Source organism: Pectobacterium atrosepticum, assembly GCA_019056595.1.
GTDB classification, from domain to species: Bacteria; Pseudomonadota; Gammaproteobacteria; order Enterobacterales; family Enterobacteriaceae; genus Pectobacterium; species Pectobacterium atrosepticum.
On the sequence record CP036163.1, the window covers coordinates 974,203 to 995,068 of the forward strand.

The window sequence follows — 20,866 nt, forward strand, 5'->3', positions numbered from 1 at the left end:
CGTTTAAAATACCGAGCGGAATTCACCCAGTTCAACCTGTATAGATTTAATTTGCGTGTAGTGTTCCAACGTTGTTACGCCGTTTTCACGTCCGACACCCGAATGTTTGTAGCCGCCCACAGGCATTTCGGCCGGAGATTCTCCCCAGGTGTTGATCCAACAAATCCCCGCCTCAAGCTGATGAATAACCCGATGCGCTCGATTTAGATCGCGGGTTACAATGCCAGCCGCTAGCCCATACTCACTATCATTGGCGCGGCGGATAACCTCATCCTCGTCCTGATACGTCAGAATACTCATGACCGGACCAAAAATTTCCTTTCGGACAATCTTCATGTCATCCCGGCAGTCAGTGAACACCGTAGGGGCAACGTATGCGCCTTGTGCATAGTCACCATCTGTCATAGGTTCACCGCCCACCAGCACGCGAGCGCCCTCTCGTTTTCCGCTTTCGATGTAACGCAGAACGGACTCTCTATGCGGGAAACTGACCAGTGGTCCAAAATTCACCGATTCATCGGTAGGATCGCCAGCGCGAATTCGCTGAACACGTGCCAGGATTTTTTCCTCAAACTGCGTCTGCAATGCCTGTGGTACAAAGACGCGCGTGCCGTTAGTGCACACCTGCCCTGAGCTGAAAAAATTCGCCATCATGGCAATGTCCGCCGCCTTATCAAGATCGGCATCATCAAAAATAATCAGCGGCGATTTCCCCCCCAGCTCCATCGTGACGTCTTTCAGCGTCGAGCCTGCGGCATTGGCCATGACCGTTTTCCCGCTGGTGATACCGCCAGTGAAAGAGACCTTGGCAATGCCAGGGTGTGTGGTCAGCGCCTGACCAACGGATTTCCCTGTTCCCGTCAGCACGTTAAATACACCTGCCGGCAACCCAGCTTCGGTGTAAATTTCCGCCAGCTTCAGCGCGGTGAGCGACGTGACTTCACTGGGTTTGAAGATCATTGCGTTGCCTGCCGCCAGCGCGGGCGCCGATTTCCACAACGCGATCTGAATGGGATAGTTCCAGGCACCGATACCGGCGACAACACCAAGCGGTTCACGACGTGTATAAACAAACGAGGTATCGCGCAGCGGGATCTGTTGACCTTCCAGCATAGGAATCAACCCCGCGTAATACTCCAAAACATCGGCGCCGGTCACGATATCGACGGTACGCGTTTCTGAAAGCGGCTTGCCGGTATCGTGCGTCTCAAGCAACGCGAGTTCACCATTGCGCTCACGTAAGATATCAACAGCACGGCGTAAAATGCGCGAACGCTCCATCGCCGTCATCGCCGCCCATACCTTCTGCCCTGCGGTGGCTGCGCTGACCGCCCGGTCAACGTCAGCGGCGGTGGCAGACTGAATACAGGCAATAATGTCGCCATTAGCAGGATTCACGGCATCAAACGTATCGTTACCTGTGCTATCGACATAGGCACCGTTGATGTAAAGCTGTTGTAAACCGTAGCGAGACATAAATTCTCCTGTCTGATGACTGCCCGATCGTGCGTTTCGAGCAGGGAAGGCAAAATAATAAGGAAGGATTACGCATGAGTGAGCTGCTGATCGATATAATCGTAGGTAATGCTCAGCGCTTCTTCACAGTTGAAGACGTTATGACTTAGCGCACCGCGCAGCCACAAGCCATCGATCAGCCCCGCCACTCCTTTTGCCGCAATGCGTGCTTTGTCTTTCGGCAAACAGCGGCTGAACTCGACACTCAAATTGGAGTAAAGCCGCCGATCGTTAACCTGCTGTAGCCGATGAAGCATGGGGGAATGCAGACTGCTGGCCCAAAACGCTAGCCAGGTTTTCATCGCTGCGCTATTCGTCTGGCTATCATCAAAATTCCCCTGAACAATCGCCCGCAAACGAGCACGAGGCGTATTTTCTGTCAGGTTCAGTAATCTTGATTTCACCGCTAACCCCAGATGGCTAATCAGATAGCGCATCGTCGCTTCCAATAAGCCATTTTTATCGCGGAAGTAATGACTGATGATTCCATTCGACACCCCTGCGCGTCGGGCAATCTGCACGATTGAGGCATCGTGCATCCCCACATCGTTAATCGCTGCCAGCGTCGCTTCGATGAGCTGCTGCCGTCTGATGGGCTGCATTCCGACTTTAGGCACCGCACTCTCCCTTCATTTTTTGTGTTATGAATCACGGTAAAAGACAGTTATTCGTGATCCGATTTATCCCATTAAACTTTTTTTTGATTGAACGTTCAATAAAAAATGAATATCTTTTATTACCGAAAGGTTAAAAGTCTGTATCAATTATCACGAAAAGTGGCTTTACTTCAGACGATAACGTCGCTTTAAAATAAATGACTTGTTTTTTGTTCTGACAACCATCTTCAGCGGAAAGCGTACTCAGCGGATGTCCTGCGCCTTGTTATTGGTCTGGGTTAAGCTCTTGGTATGCGCTAAGCGCGCTTCGTGGAAAGAGAAGTCAGAGTACTGGTTCACATAACGCAAGGGATAACCATGCCAGCCTCAGAAACCACCACCCAACAGGACCGCCTGAATCCTGTCGTGTTCTACACATCAGCGGGATTAATTCTGACCTTCTCGCTGATGACGATGCTGTTTAACAAAGAAGCGAACGAATGGATTACCCATGCTCTCAACTGGGTTTCTGCCACATTTGGTTGGTACTACCTGCTAGCCGCCACGCTCTACATCGTTTTCGTCATCTTCATTGCATCGTCTCGATTTGGGTCGATTAAACTCGGACCAGAGCAATCAAAGCCTGAATTTAGCCTGATGAGCTGGGCGGCGATGCTCTTTGCGGCAGGGATCGGCATCGATTTAATGTTCTTTTCCGTCGCGGAACCTATCACGCAATATATGATGCCGCCTGAGGGACAAGGGCAGACGATGGAGGCGGCGCGGCAGGCCATGGTCTGGACATTGTTTCACTACGGACTGACGGGCTGGTCAATGTACGCGCTGATGGGGATCGCGCTGGGTTACTTCAGTTACCGGTATAATTTGCCGCTGACGATTCGCTCGGCCCTGTATCCTATCTTTGGTAAACGCATCAATGGCCCGATTGGGCACAGCGTCGATATTGCAGCCGTGCTAGGCACCATTTTCGGTATCGCTACCACGCTGGGCATCGGGGTAGTTCAGCTTAACTACGGGCTGAAAGTGCTGTTCCAAATCCCAGAGAATCTCACCGTGCAGGCTTCCCTGATCCTGCTTTCCGTGATCATGGCGACCATTTCCGTAACGTCCGGTGTCAATCGCGGCATTCGCTTCCTCTCCGAGCTTAACGTTCTGCTCGCGCTGGGTTTAATTCTCTTCCTGCTCTTTTGGGGCGATACCGAGTTTCTGTTAAACGCGCTGGTGCTTAACGTGGGGGATTACATCAATCGCTTTACGGGCATGACGCTCAACAGTTTTGCGTTCGATCGCCCGACAGAATGGATGAATAGCTGGACGCTGTTTTTCTGGGCATGGTGGGTCGCGTGGGCACCGTTTGTTGGACTGTTTCTGGCACGCATCTCACGCGGTAGAACGATTCGCCAGTTCGTCGTCGGCACGCTGATCATTCCGTTTGTCTTTACGCTGCTATGGCTCTCCATTTTCGGCAACAGTGCGCTTTATCAGGTGATCCACGGTAATCTGGACTTTGCGAATGAAGTCATGCAGCACCCGGAACGCGGATTCTACAGTCTGCTGGCACAGTACCCGGGCTTCAGCCTGAGCGCCTCTGTCGCCACCATTACTGGCTTGCTGTTTTATGTCACGTCTGCCGATTCCGGTTCACTGGTGCTGGGCAACTTTACCTCTCGCCTTGCCGACATCAACAATGATGCGCCAAACTGGCTGCGCGTTTTCTGGTCAGTCGCCATTGGCCTGCTGACCCTGGGTATGCTGATGACAAACGGCGTTTCAGCATTACAGAACACCACCGTCATCATGGGGTTACCGTTTAGCTTTGTGATGTTCTTCATTATGGCAGGGTTATATAAATCACTACGGGTTGAGGACTACCGTAAAGCCAGCTCATTACAAACATCGGCACCCATGCCAATATCAGGCGACGATCGCTTGAACTGGAAGCAGCGCCTCTCGCGCGTCATGAATTTCCCCGGCACGACGCATACACAGAAAATGCTGGATAACGTCTGTAAAGCCGCGATGGACGATGTTGCACGTGAGCTACGTCTACGAGGCGCCAGCGTTGAAGTCAACACATTGCCCCCTGTCGAAGATGAACGCTTGAACCATCTCGAACTCTTGGTTGATTTGGGTGATGAACAGAACTTTCTTTATCAGATTTGGCCACAGCGTTATAGCGTCCCAGCGTTTACCTACCGCGCCCGCTCAGGCAAATCAGATTATTACCGACTTGAAACCTTCCTGCTGGAAGGAAGCCAGGGGAATGATCTGATGGATTACAGCAAAGAACAGGTGATTAACGACATTTTGGATCAGTACGAACGACACCTGAATTTTCTTCATCTTAATCGAGAGGCACCGGGCAATACGCTGACCTTCCCTGACGCATAGTCCCTACGCTATGGCGCTGAAATACAGCGCCATTTTTCAATATGTTATGCATTTATCCTCCTTTTTCTTTCATCCTCTTTTTCCTGAATCTATGTGCTGTGCCGCATTCTTTGCTTCGACGATTTGCGCTTTATTTTTGAAACGGTATACTGCTCACATCAATTTGAAATACAGTTTTAAAAAATGTATTTGTCCGTCACAGAAAAGGAACGAACATGAAAATTGCACTGATTAACGAGAACAGCCAAGCTGCCAAAAACGCCATCATCGCCGAGTCTCTGACCAAAGCGGTTGCACCGTTGGGCCACACTGTACACAACTACGGCCAATACGCCGTTGAAGATGCAGCGCAGCTGACCTACATCCAGAACGGTATTTTGGCAGCTATCCTGCTGAACTCCGGCGCGGCTGATTTCGTTGTGACCGGTTGCGGTACTGGCCAGGGCGCAATGCTGGCTTGTAACTCTTTCCCAGGCGTAATCTGCGGTCTAGTTGTTGACCCATCTGATGCTTACCTGTTCTCTCAGATCAACAACGGTAACGCCGTATCTGTTCCTTACGCTAAAGGCTTTGGCTGGGGCGCAGAACTGAACCTGGAAAACTTGTTTACCCAGCTGTTCAAAGAAGAAGGCGGCCGAGGCTACCCGAGCGACCGCGTTGTTCCTCAACAACGTAACAAGAAAATCCTGGATGCCGTAAAAGCGGTGACCTACAACGATCTGATCACCATCCTGAAAGGCCTCGATCAGGATCTGGTTAAAGGCGCAATTGCTGGTCCTAAATTCCAAGAATACTTCTTCGCTAACAGCAAAGACGAAGCACTGACCAGCTACATCAAAACGCTGCTGGCGTAATCGTCCGATAGCTGACAAAAAACCACAGGCCATCACGGTCTGTGGTTTTTTTATGCCAATGATCAACTCGTTTTGCCTACATTTTAACGACACGGTTACGCAGACTATCCTTTACCGTTCAATGCTTAGCCATACGCACCGTTAGCGCTAAATACTGCTTGACCGAAGCTAGGCGACTCCCTATAGTAGCGCCCCGTTGCCCCTTCTAGGCAACCCCCGGTGAGGTGTCCGAGAGGCTGAAGGAGCACGCCTGGAAAGTGTGTATACGTGAAAACGTATCAAGGGTTCGAATCCCTTCCTCACCGCCATATAAAAGAAAACGCCGCTGATGCAAATCAGCGGCGTTTTTTTATGCTGATGGCACAGAAACGTCCATTCCCATGCCACACAGACATCAGCCATAGGCATGGAGCGTACGCTGGCACAGCGCCGAACGCACACAGTCCTCTTTACCGAAAGAGACGACGCCAATCATGTCATCCTCAACAAAACGCTCCAGTGCATCGCGCAGGCCGGATTTAACTCCAGATGGCAAATCACACTGCGTCACATCACCATTGACGATAACCGTGACATTTTCGCCTAAACGCGTCAGGAACATTTTCATTTGGTTCACTGTTACGTTTTGCGCCTCATCCAGAATCACAACCGCATTTTCAAACGTCCGTCCGCGCATATACGCAAAAGGCGCAATTTCGACTTTGGCGATTTCCGGCCGCAAACAGTACTGCATGAAAGAGGCTCCCAGTCGACGCAAAAGTATGTCGTAAACCGGGCGGAAATAAGGCGCAAATTTCTCCGCAATATCTCCAGGTAAAAAGCCAAGATCTTCGTCAGCCTGTAATACTGGCCGCGTAACGATAATACGCTCAACCTCTTTATGGATTAGTGCCTCTGCCGCTTTCGCAGCGCTCAGATACGTTTTACCGCAGCCAGCTTCACCTGTGGCAAAAATCAACTGTTTATTTTCTATCGCAGACAAGTAATGTTCCTGGGCAGTTGTACGGGCTTGAATAACGGAATTATCACGATTCTCACGCGCCATTCCGATTGTTTCAATCCCGCCCATCTGTACCAGAGAAGTGACCGACTCTTCCTCACGCTGACGATGGCTACGCGAATCACGACGGATAACGCGTTTTGCTTCACGACGAGCTTTGATCACTGCTTTTTGTCTTCCCATAGTGGCACCTTACAGTTTGTTTCACTTACCGCACTGCTTTGCAGCGCGTGACGTTTAACTCACTAACGAGGTCAGGCTTCCTTATTAAGCCAATAGCGGACAGAAAATACATATGAGTCATCCACGAACCGAGTGAAAAACGGGCCGAGCATTCATGGATAGAAAAATAAAATAAATGGAGTGTTTGGGTAAAAAGAGAATGGCGCAGTGTTGAAAATAAGTGGGAGGAAAATCCCTCGCATCGGCGAGTCAGCAGCGTAGAATCTTGACATCGACTACAAAGTCCACAAAAGGACATTACCATTCGCGTTCCTCACTGTGACAACGACTATTCCACTGAATAATGATTGATCGCATCGTAGAACTACCGCTAACCATTGCCTAAAAATTAGTGCCGAATGATTTCAGTAGTATGACAGTGCAATAATTTGCCCCTGCAATGCAAGCATTTTTTACACTGTCATAACATTTACGTATAGTCAGTATCCCTTGGATTAGCAATGTCGGCCTGAGAACGACGCATATGCGCGTCAGAAATGTCGCTGCCAGTCCAAATATTGATCGTATTTTCGTAAGGCGCTGCGGTAGATATTTTGTTCAATGTCAGGAAGGTAATCGCATACCCGCTGCTGTACCCCACCACGGTGCCCGGAAAAGGTTTCTGCAGGATAATTATTTGCGACCAGCAGTTCATCCAACCGCCGCAGACGAATGACATACTCGCGCATCGTGCTATGACGAACTTCGGTTTGCTCGATCAGATATTGTGTGAAAGCTTTAATATCGAAATAGCTAGCAGTGGTATTGCATAATATTTCGCTACAAAAGCGGCAAAGTGGGATTAATTCCTTCTGGAGACCAGACCATATTTCGTCATCGATAAGTCTGTCGATGCTGCCAATCGATTTTTTATTTATAAGCTGGTTGCGAAACACCAGTGAAACGCGGTCGAGCTCTTTATCACACTGGGAACAGTTGGTCTGTCTATGTTTAAAGTCTTTCAGATAACGGCTTAGCAGCTGTTTCTTCCTAATTGATGGGTGCATGAATCCATTCCATGACAATATATAACTTCAACGCGAAGCAATAGCACCGCTCATCACGCCAGAGGGTCGGGTGCTAAAAAACAGGCAGCATTGACTATTTAGGTACTGATACAAAACACTTATCAAGATTCAAAAATTGTCATAACTCTGCAGCTTCAGTGGATGAAGATATATTTTGATAACAGTATTCCTACGCAGCGCAATTAAACATCGTTCATTAATTTCACGCGCAGGCGCTTTATCGCCTGGCTATGCAACTGGCTGACTCTCGATTCTCCGACCTCAAGAACAGCACCGATCTCTTTCAGGTTCAACTCTTCCTGATAGTAGAGCGTCAACACCAACTTCTCACGTTCTGGCAAGTTTTCAATGGCATCCATCACACGATGGCGCAAGTTGCCTTCCATCAGTTGATGCAATGGGTTGGCATCTTCATTGCCTTCCAGTAACGCCTCGGCGCTATCACCATGTTCTTCACGCCACTCATCGTAAGAGAAAAGCTGACTATTGTTCGTATCCAGCAATATCTGACGATAATCTTCAAGCGTGATATTCAGGGTCTGCGCAACTTCCTGCTCCGTTGGAGTACGACCGAGTTGTTGTTCAGTCTGTTGCATTGCTTGTGCCACTTCCCGCGCATTACGCCGTACACTGCGTGGAGCCCAATCACGACTGCGTAATTCATCCAGCATCGAGCCACGAATTCGTTGAACGGCATAAGTGGTAAACGCCGTACCTTGCAACGAATCATAACGTTCAACTGCGCTCAGCAAGCCAATACCGCCAGCTTGTAGCAGATCGTCAAGTTCAACACTCGCGGGAAGACGAACCTGTAAACGCAAGGCTTCATGGCGCACTAGTGGTACATAGCGCTTCCAAAGGGAATTTTTATCCATTGTGCCTTCGGCGGTATACAAATCGCTCACAGTGACAAATACCTACGATGATAATGTTATCGACACTATTATGCTTTTAGGTAGGGTAGCCAATCGTCTGAATAGGGTCAAAAAAGGAGGGTTATTCATGCCATATATGACAGAATTGAGTAAGGAGTCTGCGGAGAGAAACACAAATGGCACGTACAGATGATGCAATGCGACAGAAAATCTGTGATGTATATCTCTTTCGAAGGAAGATGATTCTAGCGCAGATCACAAACAGAGGAAAGAATGACCCTGTAAATAATTGACCTTGTACATGAGCTGGCAATAAGGCCATCTCACAGCCGGCCAAGAGTCAGTAACGACAACGCATATGTGGAGTCGCTGTTCCGGACACTGAAATATATCCCGCAGTGGCCGTCATCGGGGTTCGATACATTGGATGAGGCGCGTGAATGGGTAGAGGATTTTACGCAGTGGTATAACGAAACGCACAGACATAGCGGCATCAGGTATGTGACGCCGGGTCAGCGACATCGTGGAGAAGACGGTGTGTTGCTGAAAAATCGGGATGAGGTGTACAAAAAGGCAAAAGCGCAACGGCCTGAACGCTGGTCTGGCAGAACACGAAACTGGCATCAGGTAGGCAAGGTAATGCTGAATCCAGAACGGGAAAAATAGGCAGCCTAGGGTGTGTCCCGTAACTATTTTTTGTACAATCAGGGACATGATTTCACCACAAAAAGTCCTTTAATTTGGCTCGTTACGATTTTCCCGATGACGCCTGGGCGTTGATTTCTCCCATGCTGCCACCTGAAAGAGGCTCTTCCCGAGGCGGGCGTCCTTATTTTGCGCACAGACATGTCATGAATGGCATATTTTGGGTGCTTTGCTCTGGCGCACCCTGGCGGGATTTACCTGAGCGTTATGGTCAATGGAAAACCATTTACAACCGCTTCAATCGGTGGTCTAAAGCCGGAATAATGAACAGCATTTTCAATAAATTACTCCAGATTCTGGATGAAAAAGCGCTGATTGACTGGGATGTTATCGCGCTGGATGGCAGTAACGTTCGCGCCCTGAAAGCGGCCGCGGGTGCGAAAAAAAACATCCCGATGAATGCGAGGACCATGGGCTGGGTCGCTCTCGCGGCGGCTTTGGCACCAAAATCCATCTGGCGACAGATGGCACAGGATTACCACTGAGTTTTTGCCTGAGCGGTGGACAGGCCCACGAAAGCCGATACGCGGAAAGGTTGCTCAACCGGGTCGGGATTATCCGAAAAAGCGGGCACCTGAAATCACGTCCGAAAGCGGTGCTGGCGGATAAGGGTTATTCAGGTAAAAACCTTCGCATTCATTTGAAAATGAAAGGAATAAAAGCGGTTATTCCGTTTAAATCGAATGAGAAGGCCAGTCAGGACGGACGTCGCCCCCTCGACACGCGCCTGTACAAAAAACGCAATGTCGTGGAGCGCTGCTTTGCGATACTTAAAGAAAATCGCCGTATTGCCACCCGCTCGGAGAAAACAGCCAGAAACTACCTGAGTATGCTAAAACTGGGAGCGATCAGGTTATTTTTAAAACGGTTGTTAAGTTAAGGGACACGGCCTAAATCAACCGGGGGTGCCAACTACCTTGACACTTACCGAATCTTTACGCAGCGCATTGAGCGTAACAACCTGACTCTCCGTACCCGAATCAAGAGGCTGGCTCGCAAAACGATTTGCTTCTCGCGCTTAATAGCGCTCCACGAAAACGTCATTGGAGCCTTCATCGAAAAATATATGTTCTACTCATTGGAGGCATTACCCCAGTAGGCGAGGTGATGCTGAATCCGGAGCGAGAAAAACAGGCAGCCTAAATCAACTGGGAGTGCTACTTTATTAACGTCCAGTGCGTGGAACTAAAAAGGGGGCGTTTACACCATCACCCTTGGGTAATATAATATACTATTTTGTAAAAAATTTAGTTTCCAGCGAACCACACATCACCAAAAAATCAACATCGATTATAAATGGCATGGCCGCTCTACAATCGATGCTAAATATATTCATCACTCGACGATCATAACGCGAAACTGGATATCATCAGTATGTGAGCAAAGCACCATATCTTTTTCTTGTAATAACCCAATAATTTTATTACCTTCCAGTCTGTATACATTCTGCCCTCGCTCAGCAACGATATTATTCCTTCCTACTGAAGAAAGTAATGAAATAATATCCTCTCGCCTAAAATGTCTAACATGGTGTTTAAAAAAAGGACCAAATTTATCAAATGGCAGCCCTGACTCATCCGGAAATGAAATAGCAAGAGGACCTTTGGATGCCACTGCTATTTGCTCTAATAATCCCTTAGGGTCATCAACATGTTCAATCGACTCAAAACTTATAGCAAAATCAAAAAAATCAGTATTAACTTCAAAAGGATATAGTGCTTGACCAAATACAACACGATGTGAGCCATATATATTTTCGGCTAAATCAATCGCTTCAGCCGAACCATCAAGCCCAACCATGCGAGTACCAGTCATATCAGCAATCATTCGGCTCCCATATCCATTACCACAAAAAACATCTAATCCTACCTTATTACGAGTTTCCATACCAAATCTACGCCGAATCCAGTGTGAAGCAAATATATAACGCACTCTATGATCAAATCGAATTTGCTGTAGATTTATACCTGTTTGACGTTCGCCACTATCGAGTGAAAAATCTTTATCTTTTCCTAGCTCTTCTGAATAGCTTGAGACTAGTAAATGTAACAATTCATTTCTAGCAAGTTGGCTACGGGGCTCAGTAATCAGTGCCAACCAAAGACACTTGAAAGCTTCCATAGGATAATTATTGGCTTGCGCGATTGTTGCCGAAAGAATATAGAATCGATTATCCATAGGGAAATAAAAAAGCCCTTTTTTAACCATGCTACTTGCTGCTTCTATATCATTCTTCTTTAAAAAATCTAATACATTAACAACTATAGAGTCCGAATTATGTAATGGCATTATACACTACCTTTCCAAAGTGAAAATAGCTATACTTAAACTCAAGCAATAACCTTCTCTATAAATCCGTAGCCCCAGTCTGCATTCATTGTTCTACGCAATTGATTTGGAAACCAAAGATTAGATGCTTCATTATTATTAAATACACTGTTATTTCCATTTATTAACTGGAGCCAAAAATCGCTAGTTACCCACAGACCATTGAGTGGTATCGAATACCCAACCTTATAATCCATTGGTAACTCGACACTATTATAATCATAGAGATAAGGAACTAAGTTATCACCACGTTTTCCAAAAGCTTTACTTTCGCACAAACCACTAGAGTTTAATGCAACTGCACCTTCTATTTCTGGCTGAGTGAGTAAATAATAAAAATTCACATTTGTTTCAACAATTACAGGTAATGTCTTTATAATATCAGATGTCGACTCAGCATCTAGATTATAAGGATGAGGTTTAAAAAACACTTGTGGATGTTCAAAGCATAATTCATGCAAACGTTCTAAGTGATCATCAAAGGATGCAAAAGATCCATTTTCTTGAATAAGAGCACGATCAACTTTAACCTGATCTAACAAGATAATTGAACCTGGAGGAATATCAAAAGGTTTTTGCATCCACACTGATTTGGCCAAAATTGCACTAGCCTGATATTCCACCTCATCTTTGGATAAGCGATACCGTTCGAATACTTTATAAAAATAAGAAACATTAGTACGGAAAGAAAACACAAGATCTGGTAAAAAACGATATGGGTGTAATGCTATGTCAATAAATGGCCTTTTTAGTTGACATAATGCATCAAGTAAGACATCAGGCATTTCATATCCCACAATAAGTGCATCATGTAAAGAAGCACGTAACATTTCAACAAAAGCTTCGGGTGCATGTTTTTGAACAGAAAGTTTAGCCCAAGAGTTAAGATTAAGAGGTAATGATAAGTCCTCATATAACGCAGGGGTATCAAAATAAATATCTCCGGGAAGATACTGGATTTCATTCCACGATAATGTTGAAACCTGAAAATTTTGCCGACGTAAAGCAGGAGCAAGAATTTCTCGTAGCCAACGTATATTCTTCCAAGTAGCACTTTCCACCCTATCCCCTATATAGAAAGGGCGTAAGATATCACCACTGAACACAACTTTAGAAAACATAAAAACACCATTAATTGTTAAATATCCTACGCCCGCGAATTCAAGTAATCCGCCCCAGAAGATAAAGTACGATACACTAACCTGATTATGTCATTCTTCCTCATTGTTTTTATATAAATAAATCCATCTGTTCTCAGCCAATTTATAATCCCTTTATTAAACTCGCCACCATCAATAAGGTAATCGATATTATTAACCAATTCACGAGACTCATTATCTTCATTTTTAGTGAAGAAATATTTATTCTCAACCACAGAAAAGTCCATGATTTCCAACATCGAATCAACATGGCCTAGCATGATGATTATTTCCGTAGTTAATACTGGAATATACAATGAATAGAACCCATCGAATGTATATCTAGATTCTATTTTCTGTGGAAATGTTTCAGTTTCATTAACATACAGAACATCTACTTCATACCGTCTCTGAATACTATCAGCAACAGAGAAGTCTATTGAATTTCGATAACTCGAAAGTAGAGAAATAGCATAATCTACCCCTAAATATCTCAACTCCGAAGGATAATTAGTCCTAAAGCCACCTCCATTATCAACCAGACGAGAAATACCATATTTTTTAACATAATCCATGCCTTTATTTACATTTAAAAAATTTACTTTATTTTTGGTTCCTAAATTTACTTCAAAAGTTAAACTTTCAAAAAATCTAGTTTCCATAATCGTAGGGAAATATATAAATCTTGCTATATCAGCCACGGCTGACTCACTTAAAACGCTATCGTCCTCAAAAATTTGAGTTACATCTTTTGAATTTAATTCAATAAATTTTATTGCTTGAATCTGTATTTCACTTATTTTTTCTAGTATTGAATAAGATATTGAATTTAATTCATAGATCGGATCTCCTGATAAATCATAATCAACAACCGAATTATCGTTTGATGAGCATAATAACTCAAAACTCGCTATATGGTTTGTTAGAGACAAAATTATACGCCAATCATAATCACGAGGAGAAATCAATCCTGTACGATTCCTCTCCCAATCAGGAGTATGAGAAACTATAAAGTAGCACCCAACAATATAGATACCTAACTCTTTTTCTAAAATATCTGATAATTTATTTTGCGTTGTTCCTTCATAACCTAAATCAATCAACATAAGCGTATCACCAGCCTTCAAACCAGTCTCTTTCTGAATATGCATAATAAGACGCTTACGATATTTTAAAGAATTATCAATAATTTCTTTTAGAACCTCTCCCGAAAAGATAGCGTCTATCAACGAATGAACATAATAACCACTACTTCTAAGCTTGGATTTTATTTTATATTTAGTCTTCTCCTCTACCAATAAATGTTTTAGCGTCACATTTATCAGCTCATCATTCCCCTCTAACGAAGCATTTTCAGATAAGAATGGACTAAAAGCCTTCATCAAGTAATCTTCAATGTCTTTTTTACAAGAAAAAGAACTAGATATTGATGTTAACCTTGAGATTCTCAGGTTATATGTAGTCTCAGAGGGGTACATTGCTTCATATGCCAACTTAGGCATATATCCATCACGCATTAAGAATGCCAACTTAGCACTAGGATGTTTTTCAGATTGTTTCTTTATATGCTTACAGAATCCAAATAGCGCAGGACCTAATACAGTACATCCTAATATTTTTTCTGCTGTCAGATTATTTCTAGCATAGGATGAATACCAAGAACGAAACAATGATGGGATAGCTTTTACGTGCTGATAATCAGAAAATAATAAACTAGCAGCAATCCTTCTCTGCTCCATTATATGCATCATAGTTTTTTCATTTTGCATATAATGAAAAGCATTAACACCTATTTCTGATGGTTTTTTAAAATCTGCATTGAAATTGTCACCAACATGAAATATATCTCTTGCTTTTATTTTCTCTTCTTTTACAACATAGTTCCACAAACCTGATGTTTTGCCACATCCAACATCAGAAGAGGTATAAATTTTATCTATAAGCAAGGATGTTTCTGGTGATACCATTCTGATCAAGTAAGCAAGTTGAGTAGAACTTAAATAAATATCACTAACAATTATAGTTCTAACTCCTCTGTCCTTAGCTGCTTTCAGTAAAGATAAAGCTGGCTGATGAATGAAACCAAATTTAATTTCAGCATCAATTTCTTCATGTATCCGCTGCTCTATCTCCTCTGAATTAAAGAATTTAGACATTTCTTTATAGATATCAAATATAGAAACTTCTGCGGTCCTGCCTTTAAATAAAGCTCTTGCCCTTGCTTTACTCTCTGCTTTAGCTCGAGATGCAGGCCCTTCATCTTTGTTTATTAAAGAAAAAATATCATGAGGCTTATCAACTCGCCTCCAAAATAGAGTATCAAAACAATCTAATGATAATATTTTTGTTGTTCCACTTTGAGAGAATATTTCTGAAATTACCTCAAAGCTAAATGAATCAGTCCCCATAGCACACCTTTCAGCACAATAGAATTAACATTACTTTCATTATTCACATAGCTAACTCTTTACCAGAGAATAAAAATACGATTTTTTACAATTCCCTTTCGTGCCAAACATCATTTTATTCCCTTAAAACCGATCAAATTAGCACCGTAATTTTATTATAAAATATTGTTCTCCTTCTTTTAAGTAGACGAAAAGATGTTTTCTCAGTAGAAAAATTAAACGCATCAATGCTGAAAAAATCAACACAGATAACGAGAAATCCAATAATTCGCGTGGTCTTATTAGCGTATAATAATCTTGTGGTTTTTTGTTCTGGAGCCATTCCCCCCAACTGATAACATAGTATCTGACCCCATAAAACTGCAATTCGTTAAGTAATGGATCTAAACAAAGGACAAAGGTATCGGCAATCACAAGTAGCCGATTATGGTAAGTCATGCCGACAGGAGGCGAATACTCATAATGACGTTGAGGAATAGGAAACTCCTGAATAACTGGAAGCTCAATGCTATCATTAAGTAAAAAGTGGGCAAACCGAACCGACGTAGAAAATACGTTATCCGCCATACAGTTATCTAGCTTAGTTTCGCTATCCGGCTTATCAGCACGTCGTGATTTACCCGATCAAAGAATTTCTCCAGATCGAGATCGACTACCCAGTGATACACAGAACCGATATAGTCCTGAGCCTGTTTCACTGCCTGATGTGCCGAGCGTCCGGGCCGGAACCCATAGCTGTTATCGCTGAACGAGGCATACCACTGCCGTTGCAGTTCCTGCATCACCGCCTGTTGGATAAAGCGATCTACTACCGTCGGGATACACAACAGGCGTTCGCCGCCGCCGATTTTCGGGATGCTCACTCTTCTCACGGGGGATAGGCAATAACTGCCGGATAGCAGTTGCGCTTTCAGTTCCAGCCAGTGGTGTTTCAGGGAGTACGATAGGTCGCTTACGCGCATGTCGTCACTTCCCGCCGCACCTTTATTGGCTTTCACTCTTTTCATGGCTTGCTTGATATTGACGGGTTCACAGATGGCTTCCATCAGCCATGCTGTTGACGACAGATTTTCTCTGTTCGTAGGTGCCCGCACGGTTTCAGCTCCCTGATGGCTGGCATTCGGGGTTTCACCCCATCCTACCGCTACAGGACCGCAATGCGTTTTCTGCTGCATGACCGCTCAGAACCTCCGATGATACTCGTCACTCATTACCGTTCGGGCCTTCAGACGTAGTGTCCTACTATGCCCTCTGCTGACTCCTGTCCGCCAGTCAGCGCGCCTTACAGTACGCTCAGTTCTGAATGCAGAACGCCTCTTGGGGTAAGCTCAGCCGCTTTCACCACACACCTGCCCAATCTACCACCCCGGTTATTGATGGTTATGGCCTTCGCAATCAGTAGCTTGCTCCGCCAGCCGGGTAGGCCTCATATCAGGTTTCTGTTCGTCAGGTCATGATTTTGCTCCACGTTTCCTTCAGCCCCCGCCTCACGACGACACCCTTGAGCTTCACTAGTCCTTCTCCACCATCAGGCTGGACAGAGGACTTTCACCCCGCCCCGAGCTGCTGAGCATGCCCAGCACACCATAAAAAACCCGGCACACGACCGGGTTACACTGGAAATCACTTTATTATAATTAACGCAGCAGAGACAGAACAGTCTGTGGAACCTGGTTTGCCTGGGACAGTACAGAAGTACCAGCCTGTTGCAGAATCTGGCTACGGCTCATGTTTGATACTTCAGTTGCGTAGTCAGCGTCTTCGATACGGCTACGAGCAGAAGACAGGTTGTTGATAGAGTTGTTCAGGTTGGTGATGGTAGATTCAAAACGGTTCTGAATCGCACCCAGGTTACTACGTGCAGCATCAACAGCTGACAGAGCAGTATCCAGAGAGGTGATCAGAGCCTGAGCCGCTGTGTTAGCGCTACCGGTAGCAACAGCGCTCAGATCAGTGATTTTCGTTCCAACATCGTTCATTGTACCACCAGTGCCAGTGGTTGCATTGATCAGCGCGGAACTATCAATAGTAATAGTTTCAGTGGTACCAGTATTAGCACCAACTTGAATGATGATACCAGCGCTTGCAGAACCGTCCAGCAGTTTAGTACCGTTGAAAGACGCGCTCTGCGCAACACGGTTAACTTCGTTAATGCGCTGAGTCATTTCCTTGACGATAGAGTCACGGTCAGTTTTACCGTTAGGATCGTTCGCTGCCTGAGTCGCCAGTTCACGGATACGTTGCAAGTTGTTGTTGATTTCGTTCAGGTTGCCTTCAGCAGTCTGAGTCAGGGAAATACCATCGTTGGCATTACGAGCAGCCTGAGTCATACCTTTAACTTGGGCGGTCATACGGTTAGCGATCGCTTGACCAGCTGCGTCATCTTTCGCGCTGTTGATACGCAGACCAGAAGACAGACGCTCAATAGCGGTACCCAGAGCAGACTGAGATTTGTTCAAGTTGTTCTGAGTAGTCAGAGACATGATGTTAGTATTAATTACTGCCATGATAGCGTTCCTTAATCAGTGGTTATCGGTTTCGGGTTAGACCCACGGGTTCATCCCCGTCGCTAACATTTATCGGAACGCTTTCCAGAAGCTTTAACTTTTTTTTAGCCTAAATTCATTTTTATTGTTTAGAAGGCAATTCTGATAGCCCCTTATCCGGCGACATTAATCAGTAATAAAGATGACCGTTCTTTACTGCTAAACTTATTTTCTATCCTGCCGATAATGGTTTCATAGCTCATCGCACTCTGAATAAAAGGATTCTATCATGGCAAGCGTTTCTTCATTAGGTGTAGGTTCTGGACTGGGTTTAAGCGATTTGCTCACACAGCTTAGAACCGCTGAAAATCAAAGACTTGTACCAATAACCACTCAGCAATCCAGCTTCAAGTCACAGCTAAGCGGTATTAGTGCTCTGAAAGGTGCGCTTGATAAACTTAAAACTGCGAATGACGCTTTAGCTATCTCTGAATCTTTCGGTGTTGTAAAAGGTTCAATTGATGGGCTCACATCCACCAAAGTTTCCAGCACGAACAAAGCTTTCTCCACAACCACCGATAGTAAGGCGGTTGCGGGTACTTATAGCATTGAAGTAAAACAATTGGCGCAGGCACATTCAATAATGTCCGGAGCCAAAACCAGCGCCACAGAGCCCTTAAGTGCAACAGACACAAAACTCGTTATATCTCAGGATAATGGTAAATTCACTAAAGTCGGTAATGACTACCTGAAATCTCTGGAAATAGACATCAAAGCCGGTGAAACATCATTAAACGATGTCCGTGACGCTATCAACAAAGTTAATGGCACCGTGACGGCAAGCGTTGTTAAAGCGAAGGATAATGAGTACTACCTGATGCTGACCGCTAAGAACAGCGGTACTGAGAGTAAAATCTCGATTAGCGGGGACGACACAAGCATTTTTAATGGCGCGCCAACAGAAAAAGTCGTAGCTAAAAACGCACAAATTACAGCAAATGGCATTGATATAGAAAGACAAAGTAATTCTATTTCTGATGCTTTTGAAGGTGTAACGATCAATCTTCTGGCTCAGACCGAAGCAAGCAAACCGGAAACCCTGACGATTGAGCAGGATATCACCGGAATGAAAAACACGGTCAAAGCCTGGGTTGATGCTTACAACTCACTGCAAGACACCATTGCAGCTCAAACAAAATACACTGCAGTTGACGCGGGTGAGTCCCAAGCAAGTAGCAATGGCGCATTGCTAGGGGATTCTACGGTTCGTGGTATCCAGAATAAACTCAAGGCGCAGCTGACAACAGTACAAAGCGATAGCGATGAATTCCGCATTCTGGCAGACCTTGGGATTACGCAAAACTTCAAAACTGGGAAACTGGAAATCAGCGATACCAAGTTAGACGCAGCGTTGAAAGAAGAACCAGGCAAAGTTCGGGCGTTTTTTGTTGGCGATAATGACAAAACAGGCTTTGCGACACAGACCCGCACCTACCTGAAAGAAGTCCTTGATACGACAGAAGGGCTGATCAAAAACAAAGAAGACGGTATCAATAGTACGCTGAAGAAATTGGACTCTCGGTCAACTCTCGTCAAAAATGGGATAGAAGATACTATTGCTCGTTATCAAAAACAGTTTGTTGAACTGGATAAAGCGATGACTAACATGAATAGTACAATGAGTCGCTTAACGAGCATGTTCTCTAAACTCTAAATTTTCGCTGAAAGAAAGATAGGTAATGTGATGTACAACATGAAAGGCAGCCAAGCCTATGCTCAAGTAGGCCTCGAAAGCAGTGTGATGAGCGCAAGCCCTCACCAGCTTATCGTCATGCTGTTTGATGGCGCGCGCAGTGCGATGGTGCGCGCGCGCATCCTCATGGAGCAAGGCGACATCCAAGGTAAGGGTATGGCGTTATCTAAAGCAATCAACATTATCAATAACGGACTAAAAACCGGGTTGGATATGGAAGGCGGGGGCGAGCTCGTTGAAAACCTGTCCGCTCTGTATGACTACATGTCTCAACGTTTGTTGATTGCCAATTTACATAACGATGCAAAAGCGATAGAGGAAGTCGAAGCATTGTTGGAAAATATCGCTGATGCCTGGCGGCAAATCGGCCCTAATTACAAACCAGAGCAGGAAGTACGTTAATGGCCTCCCCCCATCGGCTTCTAAAAGATTACCAACAGCTTTTGTCTCTGAGTCAAAAAATTCTTCATCTGGCCGTCAGCGGCCAGTGGGATACGTTGGTTGAGCAAGAGATTGTTTATGTTCAGTCCGTTGAAGGCTTAGTTAACACGCCAATTCCTGACGAAATTGACAGTGTGATGCGTTTGCATCTGCGACAGATTTTGCAGGAAGTGATGGATAATGAAGCGAAAGTAAAACAACTTCTGCAGAAGCGGATGGACGAATTAAGTTCGTTAATGGGGCAATCACTGAAGCAAAAATCAATTAATACGACTTATAGCGAATTTGCAGGGCAGCGACTGCTACCGGGTGAGCCCTTGCCTGACGAAACACACTCATAACGTACTATAATGCTGTTTTCACCGCGCCTTTGGTTTTATACGAGGCGCGTTTTTTTATTCACAATTGATGCTTTTTACGTGCCCTAGCTATCGGCATAACGAAATCAGTGCGCGTTAAGAATTTGAAGCGTAGAGGGCTTGAAGATAAGGAATAAACAGGCGGAAGTCAGTACAAATAAAGATTGTGCGTAATTTCATTGGATTAACAGTGAGATTACGCACAATGGCTTTACTGGTTGCCGATTGATGTCATTAAACGACATCAAACAGACATATTCATCACTTCCTGATACGCAGATACCAGCTTATTACGCACCTGAATGCCCATCTGCATTGAAATGGATGATTTCTGTAAATCCACCATCACATCATTCAATGCTACGCCTGGCACACCCAAGGTAAATTTTTCAGCCTGCGTACGAGCCGTCTGCTGTGTGTCGCTGATCTTATCGATCGCGGCTTTTAGCTCACTGGCAAAACCAGGCTCTACCGATGGTCTGGCTATTGGCGTGTCAGCAGCCTGCAGAGCTTTGACCTGCATTTGCTGTAAAACACCATCAATACCTTGAACTGACATAACACCTCACTACATCATACAGAGTAGACTGCTTATGCATTTTCTATGACAGCATTACCCTACCACACAGCTTTTCAGATAAATCGCACAATTAGCGCGAAAAATGCCACCTTATCGACCCATCGATTTTTCTTTTACGGAAAATAATGACATGCCGATAAATGTAGGCGAAATGTTTTATTGATT

At 44.9% G+C, this 20,866-nt stretch carries 18 protein-coding genes, 1 tRNA gene and 2 pseudogenes; 9 read left to right on the top strand and 12 right to left on the bottom strand.

Features of this window, described 5'->3' with window-relative positions:
* Nucleotides 1-3: 3 nt before the first annotated feature.
* Together betB and betI are read right to left on the bottom strand one after the other, a co-directional pair.
* Nucleotides 4-1,476, bottom strand: a complete 1,473-nt coding sequence (betB, locus tag DCX48_05045) for a betaine-aldehyde dehydrogenase (GenBank protein QXE13931.1) — start codon at nucleotides 1,474-1,476, stop codon at nucleotides 4-6.
* Nucleotides 1,477-1,544: 68 nt separating this feature from the next.
* The gene (gene betI / locus DCX48_05050) at nucleotides 1,545-2,132 is read right to left on the bottom strand and encodes a transcriptional regulator BetI (protein ID QXE13932.1); all 588 of its coding nucleotides are present in this window, start codon (nucleotides 2,130-2,132) and stop codon (nucleotides 1,545-1,547) included.
* A 357-nt stretch (nucleotides 2,133-2,489) separates the two neighbouring features.
* Between betI and DCX48_05055 the strand changes: the two genes are divergently transcribed.
* The 3 genes from DCX48_05055 to DCX48_05065 all read left to right on the top strand — a co-directional run bounded on the left by DCX48_05055 (nucleotide 2,490) and on the right by DCX48_05065 (nucleotide 5,685).
* On the top strand, nucleotides 2,490-4,523 hold the full coding sequence (locus DCX48_05055; GenBank protein ID QXE13933.1) for a choline transporter: 2,034 nt from the start codon (nucleotides 2,490-2,492) through the stop codon (nucleotides 4,521-4,523).
* Between the two features lie 215 nt (nucleotides 4,524-4,738).
* A complete protein-coding gene (locus DCX48_05060) occupies nucleotides 4,739-5,377 on the top strand; it encodes a hypothetical protein (GenBank protein QXE13934.1) in 639 nt (212 codons plus the stop codon).
* Nucleotides 5,378-5,595: 218 nt separating this feature from the next.
* A tRNA-Ser gene (locus DCX48_05065) sits at nucleotides 5,596-5,685 on the top strand.
* A gap of 86 nt (nucleotides 5,686-5,771) precedes the next feature.
* On the opposite strand, the gene phoH is transcribed toward DCX48_05065, so the two are convergent.
* The 3 genes from phoH to DCX48_05080 form a co-directional block, all read right to left on the bottom strand.
* The gene (gene phoH / locus DCX48_05070) at nucleotides 5,772-6,560 is read right to left on the bottom strand and encodes a phosphate starvation-inducible protein PhoH (GenBank protein ID QXE13935.1); all 789 of its coding nucleotides are present in this window, start codon (nucleotides 6,558-6,560) and stop codon (nucleotides 5,772-5,774) included.
* Nucleotides 6,561-7,090: 530 nt separating this feature from the next.
* Nucleotides 7,091-7,606, bottom strand: a complete 516-nt coding sequence (gene fliZ, locus DCX48_05075; protein ID QXE13936.1) for a flagellar regulatory protein FliZ — start codon at nucleotides 7,604-7,606, stop codon at nucleotides 7,091-7,093.
* A 203-nt stretch (nucleotides 7,607-7,809) separates the two neighbouring features.
* Nucleotides 7,810-8,532, bottom strand: a complete 723-nt coding sequence (locus DCX48_05080) for an RNA polymerase sigma factor FliA (GenBank protein ID QXE13937.1) — start codon at nucleotides 8,530-8,532, stop codon at nucleotides 7,810-7,812.
* Nucleotides 8,533-8,787: 255 nt separating this feature from the next.
* On the opposite strand from DCX48_05080, the gene DCX48_05085 reads away from it, so the two are divergent.
* The 3 genes and pseudogenes from DCX48_05085 (at nucleotide 8,788) to DCX48_05095 (ending at nucleotide 10,306) form a co-directional block, all read left to right on the top strand.
* Nucleotides 8,788-9,168, top strand: a complete 381-nt coding sequence (locus DCX48_05085) for a transposase (GenBank protein ID QXE13938.1) — start codon at nucleotides 8,788-8,790, stop codon at nucleotides 9,166-9,168.
* 74 nt (nucleotides 9,169-9,242) lie between these two features.
* Nucleotides 9,243-10,087 (top strand): IS5 family transposase gene (locus tag DCX48_05090; protein QXE13939.1). Its coding sequence is split into 2 segments (ribosomal slippage): nucleotides 9,243-9,588 and nucleotides 9,588-10,087, totalling 846 coding nucleotides; the frame shifts between segments, so codons are not numbered across the junction.
* A 33-nt stretch (nucleotides 10,088-10,120) separates the two neighbouring features.
* A pseudogene (locus DCX48_05095) lies at nucleotides 10,121-10,306 on the top strand (transposase).
* A 236-nt stretch (nucleotides 10,307-10,542) separates the two neighbouring features.
* On the opposite strand, the gene DCX48_05100 reads toward DCX48_05095, so the two are convergent.
* The 6 genes and pseudogenes from DCX48_05100 to DCX48_05125 form a co-directional block, all read right to left on the bottom strand.
* Nucleotides 10,543-11,496 carry a class I SAM-dependent methyltransferase gene (locus DCX48_05100; GenBank protein ID QXE13940.1) on the bottom strand — a complete coding sequence of 318 codons (954 nt, stop codon included), beginning with the start codon at nucleotides 11,494-11,496 and terminating at the stop codon, nucleotides 10,543-10,545.
* Between the two features lie 41 nt (nucleotides 11,497-11,537).
* Entirely contained in the window at nucleotides 11,538-12,656 is a 1,119-nt protein-coding gene (locus DCX48_05105) for a hypothetical protein (GenBank protein QXE13941.1), read from the bottom strand.
* Between the two features lie 26 nt (nucleotides 12,657-12,682).
* Entirely contained in the window at nucleotides 12,683-15,082 is a 2,400-nt protein-coding gene (locus DCX48_05110) for a hypothetical protein (protein ID QXE13942.1), read from the bottom strand.
* A 138-nt stretch (nucleotides 15,083-15,220) separates the two neighbouring features.
* The gene (locus tag DCX48_05115) at nucleotides 15,221-15,649 is read right to left on the bottom strand and encodes a hypothetical protein (GenBank protein ID QXE13943.1); all 429 of its coding nucleotides are present in this window, start codon (nucleotides 15,647-15,649) and stop codon (nucleotides 15,221-15,223) included.
* Nucleotides 15,650-15,666: 17 nt separating this feature from the next.
* A pseudogene (locus DCX48_05120) lies at nucleotides 15,667-16,257 on the bottom strand (group II intron reverse transcriptase/maturase).
* 462 nt (nucleotides 16,258-16,719) lie between these two features.
* Nucleotides 16,720-17,589, bottom strand: a complete 870-nt coding sequence (locus tag DCX48_05125) for a flagellin FliC (GenBank protein QXE13944.1) — start codon at nucleotides 17,587-17,589, stop codon at nucleotides 16,720-16,722.
* 268 nt (nucleotides 17,590-17,857) lie between these two features.
* Between DCX48_05125 and fliD the strand changes: the two genes are divergently transcribed.
* From fliD to fliT, 3 genes are read left to right on the top strand one after another with little or no spacing between them, the layout of a single operon-like run.
* Entirely contained in the window at nucleotides 17,858-19,282 is a 1,425-nt protein-coding gene (gene fliD / locus DCX48_05130) for a flagellar filament capping protein FliD (GenBank protein QXE13945.1), read from the top strand.
* 30 nt (nucleotides 19,283-19,312) lie between these two features.
* Nucleotides 19,313-19,723 (top strand): flagellar export chaperone FliS, encoded by a 411-nt coding sequence (gene fliS, locus DCX48_05135; GenBank protein ID QXE13946.1) that lies wholly within the window; start codon nucleotides 19,313-19,315, stop codon nucleotides 19,721-19,723.
* The gene (gene fliT / locus DCX48_05140; protein QXE13947.1) at nucleotides 19,723-20,103 is read left to right on the top strand and encodes a flagella biosynthesis regulatory protein FliT; all 381 of its coding nucleotides are present in this window, start codon (nucleotides 19,723-19,725) and stop codon (nucleotides 20,101-20,103) included. The genes fliS and fliT overlap by 1 nt, the downstream gene beginning before the upstream one ends.
* 262 nt (nucleotides 20,104-20,365) lie before the next feature.
* On the opposite strand, the gene fliE is transcribed toward fliT, so the two are convergent.
* Nucleotides 20,366-20,680, bottom strand: a complete 315-nt coding sequence (gene fliE, locus DCX48_05145) for a flagellar hook-basal body complex protein FliE (protein QXE13948.1) — start codon at nucleotides 20,678-20,680, stop codon at nucleotides 20,366-20,368.
* Nucleotides 20,681-20,866 lie beyond the last annotated feature (186 nt).

Bases quoted from the DNA above. Each gene is read 5' to 3' on its own strand.
- betB (QXE13931.1), bottom strand. From the start codon at position 1,476: ATGTCTCGCTACGGTTTACAACAGCTTTACATCAACGGTGCCTATGTC.
- DCX48_05055 (QXE13933.1), top strand. From the start codon at position 2,490: ATGCCAGCCTCAGAAACCACCACCCAACAGGACCGCCTGAATCCTGTC.
- DCX48_05060 (QXE13934.1), top strand. From the start codon at position 4,739: ATGAAAATTGCACTGATTAACGAGAACAGCCAAGCTGCCAAAAACGCC.
- phoH (QXE13935.1), bottom strand. From the start codon at position 6,560: ATGGGAAGACAAAAAGCAGTGATCAAAGCTCGTCGTGAAGCAAAACGC.
- fliZ (QXE13936.1), bottom strand. From the start codon at position 7,606: ATGCACCCATCAATTAGGAAGAAACAGCTGCTAAGCCGTTATCTGAAA.
- DCX48_05100 (QXE13940.1), bottom strand. From the start codon at position 11,496: ATGCCATTACATAATTCGGACTCTATAGTTGTTAATGTATTAGATTTT.
- DCX48_05105 (QXE13941.1), bottom strand. From the start codon at position 12,656: ATGTTTTCTAAAGTTGTGTTCAGTGGTGATATCTTACGCCCTTTCTAT.
- DCX48_05110 (QXE13942.1), bottom strand. From the start codon at position 15,082: ATGGGGACTGATTCATTTAGCTTTGAGGTAATTTCAGAAATATTCTCT.
- DCX48_05115 (QXE13943.1), bottom strand. From the start codon at position 15,649: ATGGCGGATAACGTATTTTCTACGTCGGTTCGGTTTGCCCACTTTTTA.
- DCX48_05125 (QXE13944.1), bottom strand. From the start codon at position 17,589: ATGGCAGTAATTAATACTAACATCATGTCTCTGACTACTCAGAACAAC.
- fliD (QXE13945.1), top strand. From the start codon at position 17,858: ATGGCAAGCGTTTCTTCATTAGGTGTAGGTTCTGGACTGGGTTTAAGC.
- fliS (QXE13946.1), top strand. From the start codon at position 19,313: ATGTACAACATGAAAGGCAGCCAAGCCTATGCTCAAGTAGGCCTCGAA.
- fliT (QXE13947.1), top strand. From the start codon at position 19,723: ATGGCCTCCCCCCATCGGCTTCTAAAAGATTACCAACAGCTTTTGTCT.
- fliE (QXE13948.1), bottom strand. From the start codon at position 20,680: ATGTCAGTTCAAGGTATTGATGGTGTTTTACAGCAAATGCAGGTCAAA.